At 70.7% G+C, this 20456-nt stretch carries 18 protein-coding genes; 8 read left to right on the top strand and 10 right to left on the bottom strand.

Features of this window, described 5'->3' with window-relative positions; genetic code table 11:
• Nucleotides 1–39: 39 nt before the first annotated feature.
• Nucleotides 40–1161, bottom strand: coding sequence for an ArgE/DapE family deacylase (locus SK854_RS09545; protein WP_319974643.1), 1122 nt, complete (start codon nt 1159–1161; stop codon nt 40–42).
• Complete coding sequence (locus tag SK854_RS09540; RefSeq protein ID WP_319974642.1) at nt 1158–2165, bottom strand: pyridoxal-phosphate dependent enzyme; 1008 nt, start codon at nt 2163–2165, stop codon at nt 1158–1160. The genes SK854_RS09545 and SK854_RS09540 overlap by 4 nt, the downstream gene beginning before the upstream one ends.
• 64 nt (nt 2166–2229) lie before the next feature.
• Here SK854_RS09540 and SK854_RS09535 point away from each other — a divergent pair, with 64 nt between their 5' ends.
• Entirely contained in the window at nt 2230–2460 is a 231-nt protein-coding gene (locus SK854_RS09535) for a hypothetical protein (RefSeq protein WP_319974641.1), read from the top strand.
• On the opposite strand, the gene SK854_RS09530 is transcribed toward SK854_RS09535, so the two are convergent.
• Complete coding sequence (locus tag SK854_RS09530) at nt 2457–3317, bottom strand: LysR family transcriptional regulator (RefSeq protein WP_319974912.1); 861 nt, start codon at nt 3315–3317, stop codon at nt 2457–2459. The genes SK854_RS09535 and SK854_RS09530 overlap by 4 nt on opposite strands.
• Nucleotides 3318–3403: 86 nt before the next feature.
• Here SK854_RS09530 and SK854_RS09525 point away from each other — a divergent pair, with 86 nt between their 5' ends.
• The 5 genes from SK854_RS09525 to SK854_RS09505 all read left to right on the top strand — a co-directional run bounded on the left by SK854_RS09525 (nt 3404) and on the right by SK854_RS09505 (nt 8881).
• Entirely contained in the window at nt 3404–4216 is an 813-nt protein-coding gene (locus SK854_RS09525; protein WP_319974639.1) for an LLM class flavin-dependent oxidoreductase, read from the top strand.
• Entirely contained in the window at nt 4216–5016 is an 801-nt protein-coding gene (locus SK854_RS09520) for an alpha/beta fold hydrolase (protein WP_319974638.1), read from the top strand. Before SK854_RS09525 ends, SK854_RS09520 begins: the two co-directional genes overlap by 1 nt.
• 57 nt (nt 5017–5073) lie before the next feature.
• Complete coding sequence (gene ligA, locus SK854_RS09515) at nt 5074–7068, top strand: NAD-dependent DNA ligase LigA (protein WP_319974637.1); 1995 nt, start codon at nt 5074–5076, stop codon at nt 7066–7068.
• Nucleotides 7069–8012: 944 nt separating this feature from the next.
• Nucleotides 8013–8339 (top strand): hypothetical protein, encoded by a 327-nt coding sequence (locus SK854_RS09510; RefSeq protein ID WP_319974636.1) that lies wholly within the window; start codon nt 8013–8015, stop codon nt 8337–8339.
• A gap of 20 nt (nt 8340–8359) precedes the next feature.
• Nucleotides 8360–8881: a hypothetical protein gene (locus SK854_RS09505; protein ID WP_319974635.1), complete on the top strand. Its 522-nt coding sequence runs from the start codon at nt 8360–8362 to the stop codon at nt 8879–8881.
• A gap of 44 nt (nt 8882–8925) precedes the next feature.
• Here the strand turns inward: SK854_RS09505 and SK854_RS09500 are convergent, their stop codons facing one another.
• Nucleotides 8926–9849 (bottom strand): peptidoglycan-binding protein, encoded by a 924-nt coding sequence (locus SK854_RS09500; protein WP_319974634.1) that lies wholly within the window; start codon nt 9847–9849, stop codon nt 8926–8928.
• A 10-nt stretch (nt 9850–9859) separates the two neighbouring features.
• Nucleotides 9860–10384 carry a response regulator transcription factor gene (locus SK854_RS09495; protein WP_319974633.1) on the bottom strand — a complete coding sequence of 175 codons (525 nt, stop codon included), beginning with the start codon at nt 10382–10384 and terminating at the stop codon, nt 9860–9862.
• A 97-nt stretch (nt 10385–10481) separates the two neighbouring features.
• On the opposite strand from SK854_RS09495, the gene SK854_RS09490 reads away from it, so the two are divergent.
• Nucleotides 10482–14597, top strand: a complete 4116-nt coding sequence (locus SK854_RS09490; RefSeq protein ID WP_319974632.1) for an nSTAND1 domain-containing NTPase — start codon at nt 10482–10484, stop codon at nt 14595–14597.
• Here SK854_RS09490 and SK854_RS09485 read toward each other — a convergent pair.
• Nucleotides 14552–15217, bottom strand: coding sequence for a response regulator transcription factor (locus tag SK854_RS09485; protein WP_319974631.1), 666 nt, complete (start codon nt 15215–15217; stop codon nt 14552–14554). The genes SK854_RS09490 and SK854_RS09485 overlap by 46 nt on opposite strands.
• Nucleotides 15214–16296, bottom strand: coding sequence for a sensor histidine kinase (locus SK854_RS09480; protein ID WP_319974630.1), 1083 nt, complete (start codon nt 16294–16296; stop codon nt 15214–15216). Before SK854_RS09480 ends, SK854_RS09485 begins: the two co-directional genes overlap by 4 nt.
• A gap of 131 nt (nt 16297–16427) precedes the next feature.
• Between SK854_RS09480 and SK854_RS09475 the strand changes: the two genes are divergently transcribed.
• On the top strand, nt 16428–16742 hold the full coding sequence (locus SK854_RS09475) for a DUF6223 family protein (RefSeq protein ID WP_319974629.1): 315 nt from the start codon (nt 16428–16430) through the stop codon (nt 16740–16742).
• Here the strand turns inward: SK854_RS09475 and SK854_RS09470 are convergent.
• The 3 genes from SK854_RS09470 to xylA form a co-directional block, all read right to left on the bottom strand.
• Entirely contained in the window at nt 16699–17838 is a 1140-nt protein-coding gene (locus tag SK854_RS09470; protein WP_319974628.1) for an ROK family protein, read from the bottom strand. The genes SK854_RS09475 and SK854_RS09470 overlap by 44 nt on opposite strands.
• A gap of 61 nt (nt 17839–17899) precedes the next feature.
• The gene (gene xylB, locus SK854_RS09465) at nt 17900–19282 is read right to left on the bottom strand and encodes a xylulokinase (RefSeq protein ID WP_319974627.1); all 1383 of its coding nucleotides are present in this window, start codon (nt 19280–19282) and stop codon (nt 17900–17902) included.
• 1 nt (nt 19283) lies between these two features.
• Complete coding sequence (gene xylA, locus SK854_RS09460) at nt 19284–20435, bottom strand: xylose isomerase (protein ID WP_319974911.1); 1152 nt, start codon at nt 20433–20435, stop codon at nt 19284–19286.
• Between the last annotated feature and the right edge of the window lie 21 nt (nt 20436–20456).

Below are 20456 nucleotides of genomic sequence, written 5' to 3'. Positions count from 1 at the left end.
TGACCACGAATCCCCCCGGCAACATTCCGGGCCACACCACTAGCCGCAGAATCCGGCGATCGTGGCGGTCAGCACCTCGGTCAGGTGGTCGAGGGAGGCCAGGTCGACGTACTCGGTGGCCGCGTGGGCACCCGCGCCGTCGACGCCGAACAGCAGGCAGGGGATGCCGGCGCGGTCCAGCAGGGCGCAGTCGGTCCAGAACGGCTCGGCACGGATGACGGGCGGCTCGCCGAGGTTCGCGATCAGTGTGCGGACGATCTCGGCTTCGGGGTCGGCCTCGAAGGGATCCCTGGCCAGGCCTCGGGTGAGCGTGGCGGTGAAGTCCGGGACCGTCGCGGTGAGGTGGTCGAGGATCGTGCGCAGCTCGTCCTCGGTCTGCTGCGGGGATTCTCCGGGGACCGTGCGGCGTTCGAGGGTGATCCTGCAGGTCGCGGGGTAGGTCGAGGCCTCCTCACCGCCGCTGATCAGCGACGCGTGGACCGTGCCGGTGCCGAGCAGGTGATGTTTCGGGCCTTCCGCGAGGTCTCGGCCGAGTTGTTCCAGCGCGACGAGGAAGTGGCCTGCTTTGGCGATCGCGTCGATGCCGAGCTCCGGCCGTGACCCGTGGGCGGCCCTGCCCTGGACCTCGACGTCGAACCACACGAAACCCTTGTGCGCCAGCGTGACTTCGAGGTGGCTGGGTTCGGTGACGATGGCGGCGTCGGCGGTGAAGCGCTCCAGGACCTCCTCCGTGCCGGAGCTGCCGTGCTCCTCGTCGGCCACGCACGCGACGATCACGTCACCGCGCAGAGGACGTTCGGTGGCCCTGGCGGCGGCGATCATCATGGCCGCGATGCCGCCCTTCATGTCGAACGTGCCGCGGCCGAACATCTTGCCGTCCCTGATCTCCGGCTTGAGCGGGTCGCCGTCGTAGCCCGCGAGACCGACCGTGTCGAGGTGGCCGTTGAGCATCAACGATTTCCCACCGCCGGTGCCCTTCCTGACGGCGACGAGCGACGGCCTGCCCGGTCGTCGCTCCAGGCGGTGGACCTCGAAGCCGTTGCGCTGGAACCAGGTGGCGCAGAAGTCGGCGATCGCTCCTTCGCCGTGGCCGCCGGGGACGAGGTCGGGGTTGACCGAGTCGATGGAGATCAGGCCGGCCAGCAGGTCACGTGGGTTCACAGGCGTCCTTCGGTGCTGATGAGCACAACGGTGGCGAGGTCGCCGAACTCACTGCGGATGGCGCGCAGTCCGGCGAGAGGGGCGGCGCCGCACGGTCCTGAGTGGACGTTCTGCGCGTGGAGGTCGTGCATCGCTTGGGCGCACTCGGCTTCGGAGATGGACACGGCGGCGTCCAGACCGTTGTTCAGGTACGGCCAGGCGGTCGCGGACGGGGTGCCGCAGTTGAGACCGGCCATGATCGTGTCGCCGGTGGGGATGGTCTTGCGTTCGCCCGCTCGCAGGCTTTCGAGGACACATGCGGCACTGTCGGGTTCGACGGCGAGGAGTCTCGTGCGCGAGTCACGGCTGCGGTAGTGCGTGATGACGGCCTGGGCGAACGAGCCGACGCCGACGGGGATGACCACCAGGTCGGGTTCCGAGTCGAGCTGTTCGTCGATCTCGTGGCAGAGCGTGCCGTAGCCCTCGACGATCCAGGCCGGGATCTCCTCGTAACCGGGCCATCCCATGTCCTGCACGAGGATCCCGTCCGCTTCGGCGGCTCTGGCGACCGCGTCGTCGTACGTGCCGTCGACGACGGTGACCTCGGCGTTCTCGGCCCTGATCGCCTCGATCGCCTGGGCCGGCACGGTGTTCGGCACGAAGACGTGGGCTCGCTGGCCGCGCAGCCGGGCCATGCGGGCGACCGCGCGGCCGTGGTTGCCGTCGGTCGCGGTGGTGAGCGTGACCGGCCCGGTTCGGTGCTGAAGAACGCGGTGAACGGCCCACGACGCGCCCAGGGCCTTGAAAGCGGGCAGGCCCAGCCGGGAGGATTCGTCCTTGACGAACAGACGGCCGATCCCGAGCTCCGCGGCGAGAGACGGCAGTTCGGTCAGCGGCGTGGGAGCGTGGTCAGGCAGCTGAGCGTGGAAGTCCCGCACCTCGGTGGGCGCGGGCGGGCATCGCCAGCTGCGGGCCTCTGGCCGCGAGAACTTCATGAACGACAGCGTGCTGGTAACGCGGATCATCGGTCCAGCACATGTTCTCGACGTGTATCGGTGGAAGAATCCGAAGGGTGGGAGGAGGTGCCGGATGAGCGACGAGGAGCTGATCGTCGAGTTCGCGCTGACCCGCCTCGACCACCCCGGCCTCGACCTGGAGGAGGTCGCCGCGCTCGTGGTCCGGCGGGGCGGTCCGGAACGCATGGTCGAGTTCGCCGGGCAGACCCTGGTGCACCGCGATGAACTGCGGGGAGCGGTGTTCCCGGCGGCCGTCGAGCACGTCCTGCGGGTGGTGCTGATGCTGCGCGGGCCGCGTGACTAGAGCTTCGCGGTTGTCTGCCTGGTCAGCTCGATGACGCGGGTGGCCAGCGGTGACAGCGTCCGGTTCGCCTGCCAGGCCAGGTAGATCTCCCTCGGGGCCAGCGCGGGTTCGAGCTCGTGCGTGGACAGGTCGTCCGAGGGCACGTCGAGCGCGAGTCTCGGCATCACGGCGACGCCCATGCCGGCGCGGACCATCGAGATCACGCCCCGGTTGTCGGCCGTGCGGAACACGATCAGCGGCGCGACACCGGCGTCGGCGTAGACCCGTTCGACCCTGGCCTGGTCGCAGATCGGTGGCTGGGCGACCATCGCGGCGCCGTGCAGGGCCTGGAGCGGGACCGGGCCGGGTGGGAACTGGCCGCGGCGGGTGACCAGCACGTACGGGTCGTCGAGGATCTTGACCTGGTCGGCGTCCTTGACCCGTCCGTCGAAGAAGACCAGGTCGAGGCCGTCGGCGCTGGGCTGGTCGGTCTCCTCCTCGAACAGCCGGATGTCGGCGGCGGGGTGTTCGGTGAGGAGCTGGCGGACCACCGTCGGGAGGATGACGTTGGTGACGCTCTGGAAGGTGCCGATGTCGACGCGGCCCTCGCCGGCCTTGAAGCGTTCGACGGCGTCCTCGGTGGCGGCGGCTCTGGCCAGGAGTTCGCGTCCGTGGGCGAGCACGACCTCGCCCAGTGGCGTGAGGCGGACCGGTTTCGGGCCGCCTGGGCGGTCGAACACGGCGCCGCCCACGGCCTTCTCCAGCGCGGCGACCTGCTGACTCACGGCCGACTGCGTGTAGCCGAGGCGGTCGGCGGCCTTGCCGAAGGTGCCTTCGGTGGCCACGGCGTCCAGGGTCGCCAGGTGGCGGAGGTCCATCACGGCCCTGACTATAAGCGTGGCTTGTTGTTGTGAGCAGAATCTATCGCTTTTGTTAATGCTCGTCCGTTTCTAGCGTTGCTCTCATGACCCCACGATGTGCTCTCTGGTTGCCGCTGTTCGACGCGCTCGCCGATCCGTTGCTCGTCGCCCGCCTCGCCGCGGAGGCGGAGGAGGCGGGCTGGGCGGGGCTGTTCGTCTGGGACCACGTCCGCTGGCGCGAACCGGTCACGCACGTGGCCGATCCGTGGATCACGCTGGCGGCCGTCGCCTCGGCCACCTCGCGGCTGCGGTTCGGGCCGATGGTGTCGGCCGTCGCCCGGCGGCGGCCCGTGAAGCTCGCTCGCGAGACCGCGTCGCTGGACCTGCTCGGCGGTGGACGGCTCGTGCTCGGCGTGGGCCTCGGGAGCGACCGGTTCGCGGGCGAGTTCTCGCGGACCGGGGAGGAGTGCGACGACCGCGTGCGCGGGCAGATGCTGGACGAGTCGCTGGAGATCCTGCGGGCGGCGTGGTCAGGCGAGACCGTGCATCACCGCGGCGCGCACTACACCGTGGACGGTGTGACGTTCCTGCCTCGGCCCGTGCAGCGGCCTGGCGTGCCGGTGTGGGCCGCCGGCTTTCCCGGGAAGGTGCGGCCGATGCGTCGGGCCGCCGGTCTGGACGGCTTCTTCCCGGTGAACCTGTCGTCGGCCGGTGAGTTCGCTGACGCGGTGGGGCAGGTGGAGGAGCTGCGGACCGGTGACGGGCCGTTCGACTACGTCTGCGAGGTTTCTCCTGGTGAGGACGTCGCGCCGTATGTCTCGGCCGGTGCCACCTGGTGCCTGACCGCCTTCGACCCGGCTGCCTTGTCCGTGGATCACGTGCGCGGCGTGCTGCGCGATGGACCGGCGGTGCGGTGATGCGCGTCAACGGGGTGGAGTTGTGCGTCGAGACGTTCGGGGATCCTGCCGATCCGGCTGTGCTGCTGATCCACGGTGCGTGCGCGTCCATGTTGTGGTGGGAGTCGGAGCTGTGTGCGGCGATCGCGGCGCGTGGGCGGTTCGTGATCCGTTACGACAACCGCGACACCGGGCTGTCCGTGAGCTATCCGCCCGGCGAGCCGGGGTATGCGCTGTCGGACCTGGTGCTGGACGCCGTGGGGATCCTGGACGCGTTGGGCGTGGACCGTGCTCACGTGGTCGGGCGGTCGATGAGCGGGGCGATCGCGCTGGCGCTGGGCGTCGATCACGCGGATCGGGTGCTGTCGCTGACGTTCGTGGCGACCACGACCGGTGACCCGGACCTGCCGCCGATGACCGAGGCCTTTCTGGAGGCTTCGGGTGCGCAGGCTTCGTCCGATGTGGAGTCCATCGTGTCGGTGCTGCGGGCGTACGCGGGTACGTCGCCGTACTTCGACGAGGAGGCCGTGCGTCTGCTGGCCCTGCAGGACGTGGCACGGACGGTGAACTTGGCGTCGGCGATGACCAACCACTTCCGCATCGAGTTCGACGCTCCGCGTGGGGGTGGGTTCGGTGACATCGTCGCGCCCACTTTGGTGATACACGGTTCGCTCGATCCGGTCTATCCGCCGGAGCACGGGGAAGCTCTGCGTGACGCTGTGCCGGGTGCGTCGCTGCTGGTTCTGGACTCGGTCGGGCACGATCTGCCACGTCCGGTGTGGCCCGAGTTCGTCGGCGCACTGGTGGAGCACACGGCTTGAGCGGTGCTCGATCGCGGCTGCACGGAATTGTCAGGGGTGCCCGGTAACGTCCTGTCCATGAGTGCTGCGGGGGATCGGATTCAGGAGCTGGCGGCGCGGATCGTCGAGCTGCGGGACGCGTACTACCAGGGCGAGCCGTTGGTGGCGGACGCGGAGTACGACGCGATCGAGGACGAGTTCCGCGGTCTGGTCGCGAAGCATCCGAAGCTGGCGCCGAAGGACAATCCGCTCGACCACGTGGGCGCGCCGTCGGTGCTGCACGCGCCCGTGCGGCACTCGCGGCCGATGCTGTCGCTGGAGAAGGCGAACAAGCCTGAGCAGGTCGAGTCGTTCTTCTCCCGGTTCCCCGGTCAGCCCGTGGTCGTCATGCCGAAGCTCGACGGCCTGTCGCTGGCGCTGGTGTACGAGAACGGCCGGCTCGCGCGCGCTGTCACCCGTGGCGACGGCACGACGGGGGACGACGTCACGTTCCTCACGCGCGCGCTGTGCGACGGCGTGCCGGACAAGGTCGAGGCGCCCGGTCGCGTCGAGGTGCGCGGCGAGTGCGTGATGCTGCGCTCGACGTTCGACACGTACAACGCGGCGCACCCGGACAAGCCGCTGATCAACCCGCGCAACGCCGCCGCGGGCACGTTGCGCGCGAAGGACCCGAAGGCGGTCGAGGGCCGGCGCATGCAGTTCTTCGCGTTCGACCTGACGACCGAGCCGGAGAGCGCCGACTCCGACCTCGACGCGGGCCTGCGCAAGCTGGGTTTCAGCGTGGCGGAGATGAAGCACTGCTCCACCGCGGCCGAGGCGCAGGAGCTGATCGGCGGCATCGAGCAAGCTCGCAACAAGCTCGACTACGACCTCGACGGCGCCGTGCTGCGCCTCGCGAACCGTGACGCGTTCGCCGCAGCGGGCACCCGTTCGTCCTCTCCGCGCGGCGCGATCGCGTACAAGTTCGCGGCCGAGGAGAAGACGACGGTGCTGAAGGACGTCGTCTGGGACGTGGGCAAGACCGGCAAGATCGCCCCGGTCGCGTGGCTGGAGCCGGTGTTCGTCGGCGGCACCACGGTCACCCGAGCGACGCTGGCCAACCAGGAGGTCATCCGCTCGAAAGGCATCAAGATCGGCGACACCGTCCTGGTCCGCCGAGCGGGCGACGTGATCCCGTTCGTCGCGGGCGTCCTGGACGAGTCGAAGCGCACCGGAGACGAGCAGGAGATCATCCCGCCCTCCGACTGCCCGTCGTGCTCGCAACCGCTGACCGAGCAGGGCAACAGCCGCGAGCTGTTCTGCACGAACGCCGTCTGCCCCGCCCAGACCGTGCGCCGCCTGATCCACTGGTCGTCCCGCGCCGCGGCCGACATCGACGCCATCGGCCAGGTGTGGATCGAGCGCCTCGCCGAGACCGGCGACCTGGTGAATCCGTCCGACTTCTACACGCTCACCAAGGAACGCCTGCTGGAGTTCGACCGCGTGGGCGAGATCTCCGCGACCCGCATGATCGAGTCCATCGACCGCAGCCGCTCCGTGGGCCTGCGCCGAGCCATGATCGGCCTCTCGATCCCGATGGCCTCGGAAGGCACCGCGGCCCGCCTGTGCCGCGCGGGCTTCGGCTCCCTGGAAGAGGTGGCCGACGCGGGCGTCGAGAAGCTCGTGGCGGTCGAGGACATCGGCCAGAAGGTCGCCGAGTCGATCGACTTCCACCTGTCCCGCCTGCGCCCGGAGATCGAACGCCTGCGGGACCGCGGCGTCTCCCTCGAAGTCCGCCAGGAAGACCTGCCGCCGGTAGTGGTCGCCGGCGCGCCCCTGGAGGGCAAGTCCGTCGTGATCACGGGCTCGATCAGCGACCCGCGCTCCGGCGAGAAGGTGACCCGCCCGACGTTCCAGAAGATGTGCGAACGCGCCGGCGCCACCGCCGCCTCCTCGGTCTCGGCCACCACCGACCTGCTCATCACGGGCGAGGGCGTGGGCGCCGGCAAGCTGACGAAGGCGGAGAAGCTCGGCGTCGAGGTGGTCGACCAGGGCGAGATCTGGACGAAGCTGATCGCCGCCGGAGTCGCCTGACCCGTCGGGCCCGCAGATGCGAGAAGCCCCCACGCTGCCTGGGGGAGGACGGCAGCCTGGGGGCGAGTAGGGGTGGTCGGTGCGGCGGTCGCCTCTCGGCGGTGGGCACGACGCGGCTCCGGGTGAACGGGGTTCCGCGAAGGCGTTTGTGTTGGGGCCCGGGGACTCGTTCCGCGCCGACCGTCTTGTACAACGGTGCGGGGTTCCGTTGTGTTTCCTGGTGATCTGTGTGCTCGCTCACCGCTCGGGGTGCTGAGTTCCTGTTTTAGCAAGGGATTGAGCGCGTCCGCTGCAGGATTCTTTGCGGAGCAAGGGAATCCGGTGAAGGGGAAGGCCCTCAAGCTGTCCGGGGGGTGTGCAGCCTGAGGGCCGAGCTTGTGGTCGGTGCGGCGGTCGCCTCTCGGCGGTGGGCACGACGCGGTTCCAGCCGAACGGTATGCCGCGAAGGCGTTTGTGTTGGGGCCCGGGGACTCGTTCCGCACCGACCACCCCGTACAACGGTGCGGGGATCCGTTGTGTTCCAGGGGAACCTGTGTGGCCGGTCACCGTCGCGAACGCGGAAGACCTTCCGGGGCAAGAAAAACCGGGTGGTCGGCGCGGCAGGAGAGCTCCGCGCCGACCGGACGCCCTCAAGACGTCTGTCGGGGAGAGCGACGCCTTGAGGACGAGCTGGTGAGGCCGATGCGATCGGTCGCCTCTCGGCGAGTGGCTCTACGCGGTACCAGCCGAACGGTCTTCCGCGAAGGCGTTGAGGTGAGGCCCGGGGGACACGGATCGCACCGACCAACACGTATAACGGCCCCCAAGCCCGCAGTGTTTCCGGAACGGGCTGTGTGGTCGCTCACCGCGTACCGGCATCCTCCGAAACCCTGGCCTGGCGGGGTGACTCCCCGCTCTGATGGGCGATGACGCCGCCCCTGTCACAGGTTGGAGAAAACCTGACGGTGAGGCGGCGTTCGTTCCTGCTCGGGGCATCAGCCCTGCCGCTCATCGGCCCTGGTACGGCCCAGGCGGTGGCCGGGCCGCTCGACTCCGGGCGGCTGGCCGCGGACCACTGGATCCGCACGCTGACGAAGGGCTGGGACGGCCTGACCAGGCACGCCCTGCAGACCGGCGGCCGGCTCGGGTACGTGCAGGGTGTGGAGCAGCAACCAGCCCGTGCGCGCTGGCGACACGTCGAACTTCGCCGTCGGGGCGTTCCTGCTCGCCACGTCGGAGATCGCGCGCCTCTAAGCGCGAAAGTCGTCCGGCAGCGGCGGTTGCCTGCCTAGACTGACGATCCGGGGGAGCCATGAGAATCACGCGGTACGTGCTGGGAGCGCTGGCGGTCGCCACCGCGCTGGCTCTTGCCCACGACACGGCCGGCACTGTCGCCATCGCCGGAACACCGGCACCGCTGTCGATCGAGTCGATGCGCGCTCTCGCGGACGACGGTTGCCGCAGGCCACCAGGATTCCGGCTCAACACCCTGCAGAGGCTGAACGACAGCGTCCTGGAGGTGGGCGTCACCGACAGCCGGCTCGTCGTGTGCACCGTCGAACCTCAGTCGCAGACCGTCTCGACGTCCGAGGTCGGTCCACCGGGTGACGAGTACTTCGCCGGCCGCCTCGGCCTGGTCAGCGAGGACGGGACCGTCGAGGTGGGGCGGGTCGGCCCGGAGGTCGCCGTCCTCGAGTTCCTGCTCGGCGGGCAGGTCTTCCGAGCCGAGTTGTACGGCGAGATCTACCTCTGCCGCATCCCGCAGGAGCTCACGAACGTGCGAGTCCGCGCCTACGACGCGGCCGGCCGTCTTCTGCGGGAGGCAGAGATCTAGGGCCTGGATCGCCGAGAGCCTCGGCGATCCAGGCCCGTTTTCTGTCAGTAGAAGCAGCCCGTGCGGGGCAGCGACGACGGCGCCGGCGGCGTCCGTCCGTCGTACAGCGCGAGCAGGAAGTTCTGCGGGCAGTAGGACGTTCCGCTGATCTTGATCGCGATGTGCAGGTGCGGGCCCGTCGAGTTGCCGGTGTTGCCGGTCGTGCCGACGCGGTCACCGGCCTTGACGGCGGTGCCGTTCGAGACCGACCACGACGAGAAGTGGCAGTAGATGTAGTCGACGCCGCTCTTGACGATCCGCAGGCCGTTGCCGCAGCCGCTGGGCTCGTTGATGCGGTAGGCGGTGCCGGTGACCATCGCGTACGCCGGCTTGCTGTTCACCGGCAGGTCGATGGCGGGGTAGTCGTGGTGCGGGTCGTCGTACTCGCTGCGCGGCAGGGCGCTCTTGGCCAGCGGCAGACTGTAGGTGCCGCCGCCACCGCCGCCGGAGCCCGATCCGCCGACCAGGGTCTGCCAGGTGTTCGGGCCGACGACGCCGTCCGCCGACAGGCTCTTCGACTTCTGGAACGCCACGGCGGCGCTGTGCGTGCCGCCGCCGAAGTCGCCGTCCTCGTCCAGGCCGTAGCCGTAGCGGTTGAGCTGCACCTGGGCGGCGCGGACGGCGTTGCTGTTGTTGCCCTGCTGGACGCTGACGATCAGCTTCGGCCAGGTGTTCGGGCCGATCTGGCCGTCGGACGACAGGCCGTTGGCGGTCTGGAACTGCTTGACCGCCGCCTCGGTGGCCGGGCCGAAGTCGCCGTCGGCGCTGATGTTGTAGCCGCGGTGACGCAGCAGGTGCTGGGCGGTCAGCACGGTCGCGCCGTTCTGCCCTTCCTTGACGTTCGGCCACGACGGCAGCGCCGCCTGTGCGGGGCTGACGACTCCTATCAGAACCCCGAACGAGATCAGGGCGGCAACGAGGATTCTCATGCTCAGCACGCTAGGAACGGACGGCCAGCGGGCGCCCTAGTCGCGAGACCAGTTGTGTGCGGTCGCGGCACCCGAACTTCCTCAGCAGGTTCGACACGTGGTACTTCACCGCGCTCACGGTGATGAACATGGCCGCGGCGATCTCCGCGTTCTCCCGTCCCTCGGCGACCAGCCGCAACGTCTCCCGCTCGCGGGCTGTCAGCGACGCCGGCGGGGGACCGGGCAGCAACGAGGACACCAGCCGCGGCGACACCCAGCCGCCGAACCGGTGCACATCGTGCACCGCCCGCACGATGTCATCGGGAGGGTCGTCGGCGAGCACGAGCCCCGTCACGCCCAGCCGCACCAGTCCTTCCACGGCGTCGAACGACGACAGCACCGCGACCGTGCGCGGCCCGGCGGCGGCAGCGGCGTCGGTGACGATCACGTCGGCGGGAGTGCCTGGGACAGCCCACGGCACGGCGGTGAGGCGGGACGAGATCCGGTCGGCCAGCAACGTGCTGCGCAGCGACAGGGAGACATGGATGGTCGGCACATCCCGGAACAGTCGGGAAAGGACCGTATTTCCGCGTATCGGCTGCGTATAACGCCAGGTCGTTGTTACCGTTCCGCCGATCATCGGGGGAGGGTGCGTGCGGTTCCGGGTGCTCGGTCCGATCGTCGTCGCGGCGGGCGAGGAAGAGACCCCGTTGCGGTCGGCGAAGCAGCGGATCCTGCTCGCGATGCTGGTGCGGCACGCCAACACACCCGTTTCCCCGCAACGGCTGATCGAGGTGCTCTGGGAGGTCCCGCCAGCCTCCGCGCAGGAGAACGTCCGGTTGTACGTCTACCAGCTCAAGCGCGCGCTGGGCCTCGGCGACCGGATCACCCGCGAACCGGCCGGGTACGAACTGAGGATCGACCCCGGCGAGCTCGACGCGGACCTGTTCGACCAGCTGACCGAGGACGGCGAACGGGCGCTCGCGGACGGCGACCCGGCCAAGGCGGCCGACCTGCTCACCGAGGCGCTCGGCCTGTGGCGCGGCCCGGCCTACCCGGATCTGCCCGGCCAGTTCGCCGCGAGACTGGACGAGGCCCGGCTGCGGGCGGCTGAAGCGCGTGCCGCGGCCGAACTGGCGCTCGGCCGGCACGCCGAGGTGATCGGAAGCCTGGCCGAGCTGGCGCACGCCAATCCGTACCGCGAACCGTTGCACGCCAAGCTGATGACCGCCCTCTACGGCGCGTCCCGCCAGGCAGAGGCCCTAGAAGTGTTCCGCCGGGCCCGCGAACGGCTCGTGGGCGACCTCGGCATCGAACCCGGCCCCGAACTGCGCGGCCTGCACGAGACGATGCTGCAGGGCGCGCCGCTGCACGAACCCGCGCCGCCGAAGACCGCCCGCGCGGACTGCCCGTATCGCGGCCTGATGGCATACCAGCCGGAGCACCACCCGTGGTTCTTCGGCCGCGACCACCTCGTCGACCTGGTCACGCGCCGGATCGACCGCCATCCCGTCGTCGGGGTGTTCGGCGCTTCGGGCAGCGGCAAGTCCTCGTTGCTGCGCGCCGGTGTCGTCGGCGGGCTCGACCGGAGCTGGCGGCCGATCGTCATCACGCCGACCGCGCACCCGATGGCAGCGCTCACGAACGCGCTCGCGTCGTTCACCGGCAAGCGGCCCGACCTCGACGCAGACCCGGCGGCGTTCGACGTCGAGGTCCGCAACGCGCTCGCGAACGGCCCGGACGACGTGCGCGTGCTGCTCGTCGTGGACCAGCTGGAAGAGCTGTTCACGTTGTGCACCAACGAAAGTGAGCGCTCACAGTTCATCGGCGTGCTGCTCGACGCAGCCCAGGGACCGCACCGCCGCACCCACGTCGCGCTCGGCGTCCGGGCGGACTTCCTCGCCCACGTCACGCAGCACCCCGGCCTGGTTCAGGCGCTCGCCGACGAGGCGACCGTGCTGGTCGGACCGCCGTCCAGCGCCGACCTGCGGGACATCGTGCTGCGCCCGGCCACGATGAGCGGGCTGTCCGTCGCCGCCGACCTGCTCGCGACCGTTCTCGCCGACGTGGACGCTGAACCGGGCGCGCTTCCGTTGCTGTCGCACGCGCTCGTCGAAACGTGGCAACGCTCCGGCACCGAACTGACGCTGGCCGCGTACCGGGCCGGTGGCGGGGTGCGCGGGGCGATCGCGCAGACCGCCGAACGCGCTTACGACGACCTGGACGACGCCGAACGGCAGGCCATGCGCCGGATCCTGGTGCGGCTCACCGCGTTCGGCGACGGCACCGAGGACACCCGCAGGCCGATCCGCCGCGCCGAACTCGACGGCATCGCCGAGCCGGGGGTGATCGACGGCGTGCTCAGCCGCCTGGTCGCCGAGCGGCTGATCGTGGTGGACGAGGACACCGCGGAGATCGCGCACGAAGCGCTGATCCGCGCGTGGCCCCGGTTGCAGCGCTGGCTGTCCGACGATCGCTCGACGCTGCTGGTCCACCGCAGGCTGACCGCCGCCGCGCACACCTGGAGCGAACTGGACCGGGACGAGGGCGCGCTCTACCGGGGCACCCAGCTCGTCACCGCGTCGGCCTGGGCGCAGGACCACCCCGGCGAGCTGAACGCGGCGGAGGAGGCGTTCCTCGGAGCCAGCCGCGAGCGCGACGAGGCCGAGCAGGTGACGGTGAAGCGCCGCAATCGCTTGCTGACCAGGCTCGTCTCGATCATGGGCGTGCTGCTCCTGCTGGCCGCGGGCGGTGGTGGGGTCGCGTGGTGGCAGTCACGGGAAGCCCAGCTGCGGCAACGGATCGAGCAGGCCCATCAGATCGCGCTGTCCGCTCGTGGCCTCGTCGACACGGCCCCCGACCTCGCCGGACAGCTCGCCGTGTCGGCCTACCGGTTGCACGCGGATGACGACACCCGAGGCGCACTGCTGAGTGCCGCTTCCGCACCGCGACGGCGAATCGAGCTCAACGCGGACGGCCCACCGGTGCTCGATGTGAGCGTGTCGCACAAGGGGGACGTGATCGCCACGGCCGATCGGGACGGCCACGTCACGCTGTGGGACCCGCAGACCCGGTCCCGAAAGCTCCTTCTGGCCGACCACAACGGGTTCACCGACGGCGGCTACGCCAGGCAGGCCGAGTTCAGCGCCGACGACAGGTTCCTCGCCTCGAACGCGTCACTGCCCGCGCTGGGCGGAAGCCGCGGTGACGTCGTGGTCTGGGAACTGGCGAGCGGCGCCGCCGTGTTCTCCCACCAGTTCGACGTGATCACCACCGGGCTCGCGTTCCACCCGGCCGGGACGTCGTTCGCGGTCGGCGTCGCCGGTGGCACCGTCGAGGTGTGGGACGTGGCCACGAAGACCAGCAGGATCTTCCAGGGACACCGCAACGAGGTGAACGCGCTGGCGTTCAGCCCGGACGGCTCGCTGCTCGTCACCGCGAACGGCAAGGAGCGCCCGCTGGTGTGGGACGTCGCGTCCGGCGCGCGCATCGGCGAGATCCCGTCCCCGGAGGTCAACAACGTCGGTTTCGACGGCGCGGCGATCGTCACCTCGACGTTGCGCGACGGCGTCAAGTTCTGGGACGTCAGCGGGAAGTTGCTGTCCGAGCTGCCGAAGCAGGGCGCCTACGCGTGGGAGGCGTCCGGACCGGTGGGCGGCCGGATGGCGGTGGCGGACGAGGACGGCCTCATCACCATCTGGGACATCCGCACCGGCCGTCCCATCACGACCTACCGCGACCGCGGCCGCACCGAGTCCAGGGCGATCGCGCTGGGCCGCGACGGCACGCTGCTGGTCTCCGGCGGCTACGGCCGGATCGTGGCGGTGCGCGAGGACGCCGTGCCGCCGTTCACCGGACATGCCGACGGCATCAACGACATCGACGTGTCCGGCGGTGTGGTCGCGTCCGCCGGGGACGACGGAACCGTGCGGTTGTGGGATCTCGACGGCGTCGCGGTGGCCACTTTGGACGGTCATTCCGACCGGGTGGAGTCGGTGGCGTTCAGCCCGGACGGCTCCCGGCTGGCCGCGCTGACCCGCGACCACACCATCTCGCTCTGGGACGTCGCCCGGCGGGAACGGCTGTCGTCGTTGTCCTACAGCGGTCTGGGCGCGTCGACCGGCATCGCCTACCAGCCGGACGGGCGCGGGATCGTGACGGCGTCGCTCGGCCGGTTCCGCTGGAGCCTGCCCGATCTGACGCAGGGCGCCTTCTCCGGTGGCCCGTACATCGCGAGCGCCGTCGAGTTCACCCCGGACGGCCGCCTGCTGATCTCCACCGATCCGGCGGGCGGCGCGATGCTGTGGGACCTCGCCGGCGACCGGCTGGAACGACGGGTCAGCACCGGTCAGGGCGACGTGCGGGACGTCGCGGTCAGCCCGGACGGCACGCGGTTCGCGACGGCGGGCGCCAACCGGACGGTGAAGGTCTGGGACGTGGCCACGGGTGCGGAACTGATGACGCTGACCGGCCATTCCGCCGCGGTGGTGGCGCTGGCGTTCAGCCCGTCCGGCGACGCGCTGGCGTCCGGGGGAGAGGACGACTCGGTCGTCGTGTGGAACCTCGGCACCCGTGCGGGCACGACGCTGACCGGGCACACCGGTCCGGTGCAGGCCGTCGCGTTCACGCGGGAGGACGAGCTGGTGTCCGGCGCGAACGACTCGCGGATCATCCGCTGGTCGCTGTCCACTGCGGACGCCGAGGCGCGGATCTGCTCCGAGGGCTATCCGCGTTCCGAGGCCTGCGGGACGACCAGGCCCGACTCGTAGGCGATCACCACGAGCTGGGCCCGGTCGCGGGCGTGCAGCTTCATCATCGCCCGGTTGACGTGGGTCTTCGCGGTGAGCGGGCTGATCACCATTGCGGCGGCGATCTCGTCGTTCGAGAGGCCGCGCGCGACCAGCGTGACGGCCTCGCGTTCGCGGTTGGTGAGGTGGGCGAGGCTCTGGTTGCGGTGCGGCGGCTGGCTCACGTACCTGTCGATCAGGCGGCGGGTGATCGACGGGGCGAGCAGCGCGTCGCCGCGGGCCGCGACCCGGACGGCGTGCAGGAAGTCCTCCGGCTGCACGTCCTTGACCAGGAACCCGGCCGCGCCCGCTTTCAGAGCGTGGAAGACGTACTCGTCCAGGCCGTAGTTGGTGAGGATCACGACGTGCGTGCCGGTCAGGGCCGGGTCGGCCGCGATCTGCCTGGTCGCCTCGATGCCGTCCATCCCGGGCATCTGGACGTCGATCAGCGCGATGTCCGGGAGGTGGCGACGGGCCTGGTCGAGCCCTTCCGCGCCGTTCGCGGCCTCGGCGACGACCTCGATGTCGTCCTCGGCGTCCAGCAACGCGCGGAAACCGCTGCGGATCAGCGGCTGGTCGTCCACCAGCAGGACGCGGATCATGGCTGCACCACGGGAAGTTCGGCCTGCACGCTGAAACCGCCTTCAGTGCGCGGAGCGGCGCGCAGGTGACCGCCGAGCGCCGTGACCCGTTCCCGCATGCCGAGGAGCCCGACGCCGGGCTCCGGGTTCCTCGGCGTCGCCGTGCCGTCGTCGTCCACCTGGATGACCACCGCGTCCGGCCGGTAGTCGATGTGGATCTGAGCGGTGGCCGCGACGGCGTGGCGGGCGATGTTCGTGAGCGACTCCTGCACGATCCGGTACGCCGTCCGGCCGACCGCGGCGGGGACGTCGTCGTGGCGGCCTTCGATCGTGAGCCGGGCGTCCAGGCCGTTCGACCTCGCGCGTTCGACGAGCGCGGGGACGTCGTCCATGCCGTGCGGCGGGTTCTTGTCGTCGTCCCTGAGCGCTTCCAACGTCGCCCGCAGCTCCCTCGCGGCTTCGCGGCCGGCGTCGCGGATCACCAGGAGCGGCTCGGGCACGTCCTCGCCGCGCTTGCGGGCGAGGTGGACGGCGACCTCGGCCTGCAGTTTGATCACGGAGATCTGGTGGGTCAGGGAGTCGTGCAGTTCGCGGGCGATGTGCAGGCGTTCCTCACCGGCCCGCCTGCGCGCCGTCTCCTCGCGGGTGCGTTCGGCCTCGTCGGCTCTGCGCTCGGCCTGCCTGAGCGCCTCACCGGCGGCCGCGGCGGCGATCAGCCACGCGATCTGCAGGACGTCCCTCGTCTGCCCGAACGCCTCGTACACCGTGAGATCGCGGGGCGACAGGAGCGCCGCGAGAGGGAGCGTGGCGAGCATCAGCACGGAACCGGCGAGCGTGACGACGCGATGGCCCGCCCGCATGGTCGCGTACACGGCGAACAGGAACGCGATCACGGGCACGTCGGCCCCGGTCGCCTGGTAGCCCAGCGCGAGGAGCCCGGTGGCGACGAGCACGGCGATCGGGGCCGTCCTGCGCGCCACGAGCGCCAGCCCGCTCGCGGCCAGCAACGCGTAGCCCGGGCCGGTGGCGGGATGCCCGGCCACCACCAGGCTCGCGGCGACCCCGGCGGCGATCGCCCAGTCCAGCCAGCGCCTGCTCATGCGTGCACACTAATCCGGTGCCGTCGCTGGTAGATCCTGCGCTGGGATGACTTCGGGACTACCGCGACCGCGGTAGTCGCTGTCTGCGCACGCACGACGACCGTTCGCGGTTCGCGGGACACGCTTGAGCCATGTTGCTCTCAGCTGCTTACGAGATGACCGCCGGACGCATGTGGTCGCTGATCGGCGCTGCCGCCGGCGTTTTCGGCGTGGTGATGGGCGTGCTGGCCCTGAGACGAGGCCGGAGCGGCCTGGTCGCCGCGATCGCCGGTGGGGTCGCGGTGGTGCTCGGCGTGGTGGTCGTGCTGATGGCGAAGGGCGGTCCCGGCACCGGCTACGGCATCGTCGGCGGCTACGTGTCGCTGGTGGTGGGCCTCGCCGCCGTGGCGCTCGGCGTGCTGGCTAGGCGAAGAGTCGCTCGGGCTGCTGCACCGCGCGTCTCGTGACCAGTCCCGCCGCGCCCCGCGCCACCGCGAACTCGCCGAGGGGTGAGGCGATCAGCCTGGTGTGCCGTTCGCCGCCCGCGAGGACCCTGCGGTCCATTTCGGACTGCACGGCCTCGCGCAGGTGGTCGTACAGCACGGCGTAGCTGCCGCCGAGCACGACCGTCGGGACGTCGAAGAGGTTCATCAGGGTCCCGAGCCCGACCCCGAGCGCCTCGCCGGCGTTCCGCACGGCCTCCAGCGCCCTGAGATCGCCCGCGTCCAGTGCTTTGCACAGGGAGTCGAGCCGCCGCCGTCCGGCCTCGCGCAAGATGACGTCGAGGCCCGCGTACCGCTCCACACAACCGCGACTGCCGCACGTGCAAAGCACGCCGTTGCGTTCGATCACGACATGCCCGAGTTCGCCCGCGAACCCGCTGACGCCGCGATAGACCTCGCCGTTCAGCACGACACCCGCACCGATGCCGACGTCCGCGGTCACGTGCACGAAGTCCTCGCCCGCGAGGTGCCGCGGCCACAGGTGGGCGAGCGCGGCGAGGTTCGCCTCGTTGTCCAGCTGGACGTCGAGGTCCGTTCGCCGGCTCAGTCGCTCGGCCAGCCGCACGCCGACGAGGTTCGGCAGGTTGGGGGTCCGGATGACGACGCCGTCGTGGACGACACCGGGTATCGCCAGGCCCGCGCCGAGGAACAGGCGCGGCCCGGTGACCTCGCGGATCAGGTCGGCGATCCGGTCGAGCACCTCGTCCGCCGTGGCCTTGCGCATGTCGGCGGGCACGAGACGGCGCTCGAGCGTCTCGCCGTCGAGTCCGATGGTCTCGACGGCGAGGTGGCTGACGTTGATCTCCGCGCCCACCGCGACCGGGCCGTCCGGGTGGAAGCGCAGCGGTTTGGACGGCCTGCCCATGCCGGCGAGCGTGGCCGGTTCCTCGACCAGGATCCCGTTGGCCAGCAACGGTTCGGTGAGGTTGGACAGCGTCGCCTTGGTGAGGCCGGTGCGCCCGGCCAGGTCGGCCCGCGAGCCGGGACGGTCGACGAGCGCGAGCAGCACCGTCCGCAGGTTGCCGAGGCGGACCTGGCGGAGGTGGTCGACGGTGGTCATCGGCTCAAGTATCGCTGCGCGGGTCCGGGAGTCCGCACGCGGACTCCCGGCCTCCAGGTGGTCACCGGTTCAGGTACTTCCGCGCGGCATCGCCGTACCGCGCCCGGATCTCCGGCACCGCCTCCGCCGCGTAGCGAGTGCTGTCCGCCAGCGTCCACTCCGGCGGCGTCGCACCGCCCGTGAGCGTCCACGCGGCCTGCCTCGCGGCGCCGTCGGCGACGTACTCACCAGGCGCTGGCACCGTCACCGGCACCCCGAACACCACCGGCGCGATCTCCCGCACCGCTGGTGAAACCGCCGCTCCTCCGACGAGCCGCACGCCCGTGACGTCCGCACCTTGCTCAGCGAGTGCGTCGAGTCCCACGGCGAGACCGCACAGCATGCCTTCCACGGCCGCACGCGCGATGTTCGCGGGCGTCGCGTTGGCAAGCGTCAGGCCGTGCAGTGCACCCGTCGCGTCCGGCAGGTTCGGTGTCCGCTCGCCCTCCAGGTAAGGCACCATCACGACGCCTTCCGCACCCGGCTTGGCGGACAGGGCGAGCTCACTGAGCTTCGTGAGGTCGACGCCCAGCATCCTGGCGGTCGCGTCCAGCACGCGGGCTGCGTTCAACGTGCAGGCCAGGGGCAGGTAGCGGCCCGTGGCGTCGGCGAACCCCGCCACGATCCCGGACGGGTCCTGCGCCCGGACGTCGCTGGTGGCCGTGACCACGCCGGACGTGCCGAGCGACACCAGGATGTCCGTGCCGCCGCCGACACCGAGCATGGCCGCCGCGTTGTCGCCGGCACCCGCGGCGAGACGAGACGGTCCGTCTCGCCACTCGGCGGGCCCCAGCACCTGCGGCAGCACCACGTCGGAGCGGCCGAGGGCCAGCGAGACCAGGTCAGGCACGTAGGAGTTCGTCACCGAGTCGAAGTAGCCGGTGCCGGACGCGTCCGAGCGGTCGGTGACCAGGTCGGCCAGGTCGCCGGTGCCGCGCAGCCGCCACGTCAGCCAGTCGTGCGGCAGGCAGACGGCGGCGGTGCGCTTGGCGTTGGCCGGTTCGTGCTGGGCGAGCCAGCGCAGCTTCGTGATCGTGAACGACGCGACCGGCACGAGCCCGATCCTCGCCGCCCACTCCGCCGCGCCCAGCTCGTCCGTGAGTGCGGCGGCGGCCGCCGCGGAACGGGTGTCGTTCCACAGCAGCGCCTCGCGCACGACCTCGCCGTCCTCGTCGAGGCAGACCATGCCGTGTTGCTGACCGGCGACGCTCACCGCCGCGACGTCGTCGAGCCCGCCGGCATCGGCCAGGGCGTCCTGAAGCGCGCTCCACCAGTGCGACGGGTGCACCTCGGTGCCGTCCGGGTGAGCCGCGCGGCCCTCCCGGACGAGCCTGCCGGTCTCCGCGTCACGAACCACGACCTTGCACGACTGCGTGGACGAGTCGATGCCGGCGACGAGCGTCATGTCAGCGTGCTCCCGTGAGGTGCTCGATGGCGAGCTGGTTGAGCTGCACGAAGCCGTAGCCGCGTTCGCCCGCCTGGTCGGGGTCGAAACCGGTGTCCTTGATCAGGTCATCGTAGGACTCGCCGGCGTTCAGCGTGGGCTGCGACAACTCGGCGACACCCGCCGTCGCGAGCGCCTCCTGCACCTCCGGGTCGGCCCGGAAGGCTGCCGCGCGGTCGCGAAGCAGCAGGTAGGTGGCCATGTTCGCTTTCGCCGAGTCCCAGACGCCCTTGATGTCCTCGGTGCGCGACGGCTTGTAGTCGAAGTGCCGCGGGCCGTCGTAACCGGCCGTCTCCAGCAGGTCCACCAGCGCGAACGCGTTCATCAGGTCGCCGTGCCCGAACACCAGGTCCTGGTCGTACTTGATGCTGCGCTGCCCGTTGAGGTCGATGTGGAACAGCTTGCCGTGCCACAACGCCTGCGCGATGCCGTGCACGAAGTTGAGCCCGGCCATCTGCTCGTGCCCGACCTCGGGGTTCACGCCGACCAGCTCGGGCTTGTCGAGAGACGTGATGAACGCCAGCGCGTGCCCGACCGTCGGCAGCAGGATGTCGCCGCGCGGCTCGTTCGGCTTCGGCTCGATCGCGAACCGGATGTCGTAACCCCGGTCGGTGACGAACTGCGTCAGCAGGTTCATGGCCTCGCGGTACCGCTCGAGCGCCGCCCGCACGTCCTTGGCCACGTCGTACTCGGAGCCCTCGCGCCCGCCCCACAGCACGAAGGTCTTGGCGCCGAGCTCCGCCGCCAGTTCGACGTTGCGCAGCACCTTCTGCAGCGCGAACCGCCGCACGCCGCGGTCGTTGCTGGTGAAGCCGCCGTCCTTGAACACGGGGTGGCTGAACAGGTTCGTCGTCACCATCGGGATGACGAGCCCGGTTTCGGCGAGCGCGCCCTGCAGCCGGCTGATCTGCTGGTCGCGGTTCGTGGCCTCGAAGCCGAACAGGTCGTCGTCGTGGAACGTCAGCCCGTACGCGCCGAGTTCGGCGAGCCGGTGCACCGCCTCGACCACGTCCAGTTCGGGGCGCGTGGCCTCGCCGAACGGGTCACGGCCCTGCCAGCCCACGGTCCAGAGACCGAAGGAGAACTTGTCCGCCGGAGTGGGCGTGCTCATCATCCACCTCATTCGTTCAATGCT

The organism is Lentzea sokolovensis (assembly GCF_033949975.1).
Classification (GTDB): Bacteria; Actinomycetota; Actinomycetes; order Mycobacteriales; family Pseudonocardiaceae; genus Lentzea; species Lentzea sokolovensis.
The sequence above is the reverse complement of the archived record's forward strand: the minus strand, read 5'-3'. Positions and strand labels throughout refer to the sequence as shown.

Excerpts from the sequence above, each read along its gene's own strand:
- SK854_RS09540 (WP_319974642.1), bottom strand. The coding sequence starts at position 2,165 with ATGATCCGCGTTACCAGCACGCTGTCGTTCATGAAGTTCTCGCGGCCA.
- SK854_RS09535 (WP_319974641.1), top strand. The coding sequence starts at position 2,230 with ATGAGCGACGAGGAGCTGATCGTCGAGTTCGCGCTGACCCGCCTCGAC.
- SK854_RS09530 (WP_319974912.1), bottom strand. The coding sequence starts at position 3,317 with ATGGACCTCCGCCACCTGGCGACCCTGGACGCCGTGGCCACCGAAGGC.
- SK854_RS09525 (WP_319974639.1), top strand. The coding sequence starts at position 3,404 with ATGACCCCACGATGTGCTCTCTGGTTGCCGCTGTTCGACGCGCTCGCC.
- SK854_RS09520 (WP_319974638.1), top strand. The coding sequence starts at position 4,216 with ATGCGCGTCAACGGGGTGGAGTTGTGCGTCGAGACGTTCGGGGATCCT.
- ligA (WP_319974637.1), top strand. The coding sequence starts at position 5,074 with ATGAGTGCTGCGGGGGATCGGATTCAGGAGCTGGCGGCGCGGATCGTC.
- SK854_RS09505 (WP_319974635.1), top strand. The coding sequence starts at position 8,360 with ATGAGAATCACGCGGTACGTGCTGGGAGCGCTGGCGGTCGCCACCGCG.
- SK854_RS09500 (WP_319974634.1), bottom strand. The coding sequence starts at position 9,849 with ATGAGAATCCTCGTTGCCGCCCTGATCTCGTTCGGGGTTCTGATAGGA.
- SK854_RS09485 (WP_319974631.1), bottom strand. The coding sequence starts at position 15,217 with ATGATCCGCGTCCTGCTGGTGGACGACCAGCCGCTGATCCGCAGCGGT.
- SK854_RS09480 (WP_319974630.1), bottom strand. The coding sequence starts at position 16,296 with ATGAGCAGGCGCTGGCTGGACTGGGCGATCGCCGCCGGGGTCGCCGCG.
- SK854_RS09475 (WP_319974629.1), top strand. The coding sequence starts at position 16,428 with ATGTTGCTCTCAGCTGCTTACGAGATGACCGCCGGACGCATGTGGTCG.
- SK854_RS09470 (WP_319974628.1), bottom strand. The coding sequence starts at position 17,838 with ATGACCACCGTCGACCACCTCCGCCAGGTCCGCCTCGGCAACCTGCGG.
- xylB (WP_319974627.1), bottom strand. The coding sequence starts at position 19,282 with ATGACGCTCGTCGCCGGCATCGACTCGTCCACGCAGTCGTGCAAGGTC.
- xylA (WP_319974911.1), bottom strand. The coding sequence starts at position 20,435 with ATGATGAGCACGCCCACTCCGGCGGACAAGTTCTCCTTCGGTCTCTGG.